This is a genomic window from Mycobacterium sp. GA-2829, assembly GCF_001499965.1.
In the GTDB taxonomy this organism is placed as follows: domain Bacteria; phylum Actinomycetota; class Actinomycetes; order Mycobacteriales; family Mycobacteriaceae; genus Mycobacterium.
Map to the genome: position 1 here is coordinate 1 of NZ_LQIT01000073.1, position 5454 is coordinate 5454.

The 5454-nt window shown below is 56.4% G+C and carries 3 rRNA genes; all 3 read left to right on the top strand.

The features are described from left to right. Positions 1-107: 107 nt before the first annotated feature. The 3 genes from AU194_RS28730 to rrf all read left to right on the top strand — a co-directional run bounded on the left by AU194_RS28730 (position 108) and on the right by rrf (position 5404). A 16S ribosomal RNA gene (locus tag AU194_RS28730) occupies positions 108-1629 on the top strand. 385 nt (positions 1630-2014) lie between these two features. Next, a 23S ribosomal RNA gene (locus AU194_RS28735) occupies positions 2015-5140 on the top strand. A 149-nt stretch (positions 5141-5289) separates the two neighbouring features. Then, a 5S ribosomal RNA gene (rrf, locus tag AU194_RS28740) occupies positions 5290-5404 on the top strand. The 16S, 23S and 5S rRNA genes sit together here, the layout of an rRNA operon. Positions 5405-5454 lie beyond the last annotated feature (50 nt).

Below are 5454 nucleotides of genomic sequence, written 5' to 3' on the forward strand. Positions count from 1 at the left end.
TTTTTGCCGCGCCTCTTTTTCCCGTTTAGGGGTGTGGTTTTTTTGATGCCAGTTTTTGGTGTCTTGTTTTGAGGTCAGATTGTTCTGAATGTGCCTTTTTTAGGTTTTGTTTGGAGAGTTTGATCCTGGCTCAGGACGAACGCTGGCGGCGTGCTTAACACATGCAAGTCGAACGGAAAGGCCCTTCGGGGTACTCGAGTGGCGAACGGGTGAGTAACACGTGGGTGATCTGCCCTGCACTTTGGGATAAGCCTGGGAAACTGGGTCTAATACCGAATACACCCTGCTGGTCGCATGGCCTGGTGGGGGAAAGCTTTTGCGGTGTGGGATGGGCCCGCGGCCTATCAGCTTGTTGGTGGGGTGATGGCCTACCAAGGCGACGACGGGTAGCCGGCCTGAGAGGGTGACCGGCCACACTGGGACTGAGATACGGCCCAGACTCCTACGGGAGGCAGCAGTGGGGAATATTGCACAATGGGCGCAAGCCTGATGCAGCGACGCCGCGTGGGGGATGACGGCCTTCGGGTTGTAAACCTCTTTCAGTAGGGACGAAGCGCAAGTGACGGTACCTACAGAAGAAGGACCGGCCAACTACGTGCCAGCAGCCGCGGTAATACGTAGGGTCCGAGCGTTGTCCGGAATTACTGGGCGTAAAGAGCTCGTAGGTGGTTTGTCGCGTTGTTCGTGAAAACCGGGGGCTTAACCCTCGGCGTGCGGGCGATACGGGCAGACTAGAGTACTGCAGGGGAGACTGGAATTCCTGGTGTAGCGGTGGAATGCGCAGATATCAGGAGGAACACCGGTGGCGAAGGCGGGTCTCTGGGCAGTAACTGACGCTGAGGAGCGAAAGCGTGGGGAGCGAACAGGATTAGATACCCTGGTAGTCCACGCCGTAAACGGTGGGTACTAGGTGTGGGTTTCCTTCCTTGGGATCCGTGCCGTAGCTAACGCATTAAGTACCCCGCCTGGGGAGTACGGCCGCAAGGCTAAAACTCAAAGGAATTGACGGGGGCCCGCACAAGCGGCGGAGCATGTGGATTAATTCGATGCAACGCGAAGAACCTTACCTGGGTTTGACATGCACAGGACGCCGGCAGAGATGTCGGTTCCCTTGTGGCCTGTGTGCAGGTGGTGCATGGCTGTCGTCAGCTCGTGTCGTGAGATGTTGGGTTAAGTCCCGCAACGAGCGCAACCCTTGTCTCATGTTGCCAGCACGTTATGGTGGGGACTCGTGAGAGACTGCCGGGGTCAACTCGGAGGAAGGTGGGGATGACGTCAAGTCATCATGCCCCTTATGTCCAGGGCTTCACACATGCTACAATGGCCGGTACAAAGGGCTGCGATGCCGTGAGGTGGAGCGAATCCTTTCAAAGCCGGTCTCAGTTCGGATCGGGGTCTGCAACTCGACCCCGTGAAGTCGGAGTCGCTAGTAATCGCAGATCAGCAACGCTGCGGTGAATACGTTCCCGGGCCTTGTACACACCGCCCGTCACGTCATGAAAGTCGGTAACACCCGAAGCCGGTGGCCTAACCCCTTGTGGGAGGGAGCCGTCGAAGGTGGGATCGGCGATTGGGACGAAGTCGTAACAAGGTAGCCGTACCGGAAGGTGCGGCTGGATCACCTCCTTTCTAAGGAGCACCACGAAAAACACTCCCAATTGGTGGGGGTGTGAGCCGTGTGGAGTCGGTTGCTGTAGTGGCGCCGGCTGGGTGCACAACAAACGTTCGTTGTTCCGGCGGGAATCGGAACGCGTGAGGAATTGCCAGACACACTGTTGGGTCCTGAGGCAACAGGCCCGCGGGCTCATCCCGGAATGGGGGTGGGTGCCGGACATCACCGTGGGGTGGTGTTTCTGATTGCTGCCCTGCTTTGGTGGTGGGGTGTGGTGTTTGATTCGTGGATAGTGGTTGCGAGCATCTGAATGCTGATGCCGTTGATGATCTTTCGGGGTTGTTGGTGGTGTTGGTGTTCGTTTGTATGCAATTTCTTTGAACTCATTTTTTTGGTTTTGTGTTGTAAGTGTTTAAGGGCGCATGGTGGATGCCTTGGCACTGGGAGCCGATGAAGGACGTGGGAGGCTGCGATATGCCTCGGGGAGCTGTCAACCGAGCGTTGATCCGAGGATGTCCGAATGGGGAAACCCGGCACGAGTGATGTCGTGTCACCCGGCACTGAATACATAGGTGTCGGGGGGGAACGCGGGGAAGTGAAACATCTCAGTACCCGTAGGAAGAGAAAACAAAAGTGATTCCGTGAGTAGTGGCGAGCGAAAGCGGAGGATGGCTAAACCGTGCTCATGTGATACCCGGCAGGGGTTGTGTGTGCGGTGTTGTGGGGTTCGTCGTTTCCAGGTCTGCCGGTCTGGGCTGCAGTGAGAAAAGCTTGTGTTAGGTGAACTGGTTTGGGATGGCCGACCGTAGAGGGTGAGAGTCCCGTAGTCGAAAACATGTGCTCTGTAGTGGCGTGTCCCCGAGTAGCAGCGGGCCCGTGGAATCTGCTGTGAATCTGCCGGGACCACCCGGTAAGCCTGAATACTTCCCAGTGACCGATAGCGGATTAGTACCGTGAGGGAATGGTGAAAAGTACCCCGGGAGGGGAGTGAAAGAGTACCTGAAACCGTGCGCCTACAATCCGTCAGAGCCTTCGTGTTAAAGCGTGGGGTGATGGCGTGCCTTTTGAAGAATGAGCCTGCGAGTCAGGGACATGTCGCGAGGTTAACCCGGGTGGGGTAGCCGTAGCGAAAGCGAGTCTGAATAGGGCGTATCCGCACAAGAGTGTGTGGTGTAGTGGTGTGTTCTGGACCCGAAGCGGAGTGATCTACCCATGGCCAGGGTGAAGCGTCGGTAAGACGTCGTGGAGGCCCGAACCCACTTAGGTTGAAGACTGAGGGGATGAGCTGTGGGTAGGGGTGAAAGGCCAATCAAACTCCGTGATAGCTGGTTCTCCCCGAAATGCATTTAGGTGCAGCGTTGCATGCTTCTTGTTGGAGGTAGAGCTACTGGATGGCCGATGGGCCTCACAAGGTTACTGACGTCAGCCAAACTCCGAATGCCGACAAGTGAGAGTGTGGCAGTGAGACGGCGGGGGATAAGCTCCGTGCGTCGAGAGGGAAACAGCCCAGATCGCCGGCTAAGGCCCCTAAGCGTGTGCTAAGTGGAAAAGGATGTGCAGTCGCGAAGACAACCAGGAGGTTGGCTTAGAAGCAGCCACCCTTGAAAGAGTGCGTAATAGCTCACTGGTCAAGTGATTGTGCGCCGATAATGTAGCGGGGCTCAAGCACACCGCCGAAGCCGCGGCAATCAGACTTGTGTCTGGTTGGGTAGGGGAGCGTCCTGCATCCGGTGAAGCAGCAGAGTGATCTAGTTGTGGAGGGTGTGGGAGTGAGAATGCAGGCATGAGTAGCGATAAGGCAAGTGAGAACCTTGCCCGCCGAAAGACCAAGGGTTCCTGGGCCAGGCCAGTCCGCCCAGGGTGAGTCGGGACCTAAGGCGAGGCCGACAGGCGTAGTCGATGGACAACGGGTTGATATTCCCGTACCCGTGTGTGAGCGTCCCTGATGAATCACCGGTACTAACCGCCCAAAACTGTGGTCACGGATCCCTTCGGGGTGATGGATCGCAGGGCTGCGCGGGACCTTCGGTGGTAGTAGTCAAGCGATGGGGTGACGCAGGAAGGTAGCCGTACCAGTCAGTGGTTGTACTGGGGTAAGCCTGTAGGACGACATCTAGGTAAATCCGGATGTCATATAAGTCTGAGAGGTGATGCATAGCCGATTGAGGCGAATTCGGTGATCCTATGCTGCCAAGAAAAGCCTCTAGCGAGTGCGCACACGGCCCGTACCCCAAACCGACACAGGTGGTCAGGTAGAGAATACCAAGGCGTACGAGTGAACTATGGTTAAGGAACTCGGCAAAATGCCCCCGTAACTTCGGGAGAAGGGGGACCCACGGTACGTGTAAGCCTTTACGGCCCAAGCGGATGTGGGTGGCACAAACCAGTGAGAAGCGACTGTTTACTAAAAACACAGGTCCGTGCGAAGTCGCAAGACGATGTATACGGACTGACGCCTGCCCGGTGCTGGAAGGTTAAGAGGACCGGTTAACCCTTCGGGGTGAAGCTGAGAATTTAAGCCCCAGTAAACGGCGGTGGTAACTATAACCATCCTAAGGTAGCGAAATTCCTTGTCGGGTAAGTTCCGACCTGCACGAATGGCGTAACGACTTCTCAACTGTCTCAACCATAGACTCGGCGAAATTGCATTACGAGTAAAGATGCTCGTTACGCGCGGCAGGACGAAAAGACCCCGGGACCTTCACTACAACTTGGTATTGGAGTTCGGTTCGGTTTGTGTAGGATAGGTGGGAGACTGTGAAACTCAGACGCCAGTTTGGGTGGAGTCGTTGTTGAAATACCACTCTGATCGTATTGGGCTTCTAACTTCGAACCGTATATCCGGTTCAGGGACAGTGCCTGGTGGGTAGTTTAACTGGGGCGGTTGCCTCCTAAAATGTAACGGAGGCGCCCAAAGGTTCCCTCAACCTGGACGGCAATCAGGTGTTGAGTGTAAGTGCACAAGGGAGCTTGACTGCGAGACGTACATGTCGAGCAGGGACGAAAGTCGGGACTAGTGATCCGGCACCTCTGAGTGGAAGGGGTGTCGCTCAACGGATAAAAGGTACCCCGGGGATAACAGGCTGATCTTCCCCAAGAGTCCATATCGACGGGATGGTTTGGCACCTCGATGTCGGCTCGTCGCATCCTGGGGCTGGAGCAGGTCCCAAGGGTTGGGCTGTTCGCCCATTAAAGCGGCACGCGAGCTGGGTTTAGAACGTCGTGAGACAGTTCGGTCTCTATCCGCCGCGCGCGTCAGAAGCTTGAGGAAATCTGTCCCTAGTACGAGAGGACCGGGACGGACGAACCTCTGGTATACCAGTTGTTCCACCAGGAGCACCGCTGGATAGCCACGTTCGGACAGGATAACCGCTGAAAGCATCTAAGCGGGAAACCCCCTCCAAGACCAGGCTTCTCACCCATTAAGTGGGATAAGGCCCCCCGCAGACCACGGGATTGATAGACCAGACCTGGAAGCCTAGTAATAGGTGCAGGGAACTGGCACTAACCGGCCGAAAACTTACACACACCCAAAAACACATACTTGGGTTTGATGAAGACGCATACGCCTCGCAACCACGCATCCACACCAAGAATCGATTCACGATTCACACCCCACCACCAAAAAACACTTCCCCCACCACGAGTGGGGGCGCTCGGAAATGAGTGAATAGAGTTACGGCGGTCCATAGCGGCAGGGAAACGCCCGGTCCCATCCCGAACCCGGAAGCTAAGCCTGCCAGCGCCGATGATACTACCCGTAACGGGTGGAAAAGTAGGACACCGCCGAACACCCTTTAACCGCGGCCCTCCGACACCAACCGGAGGGCCGCGGCATTTCC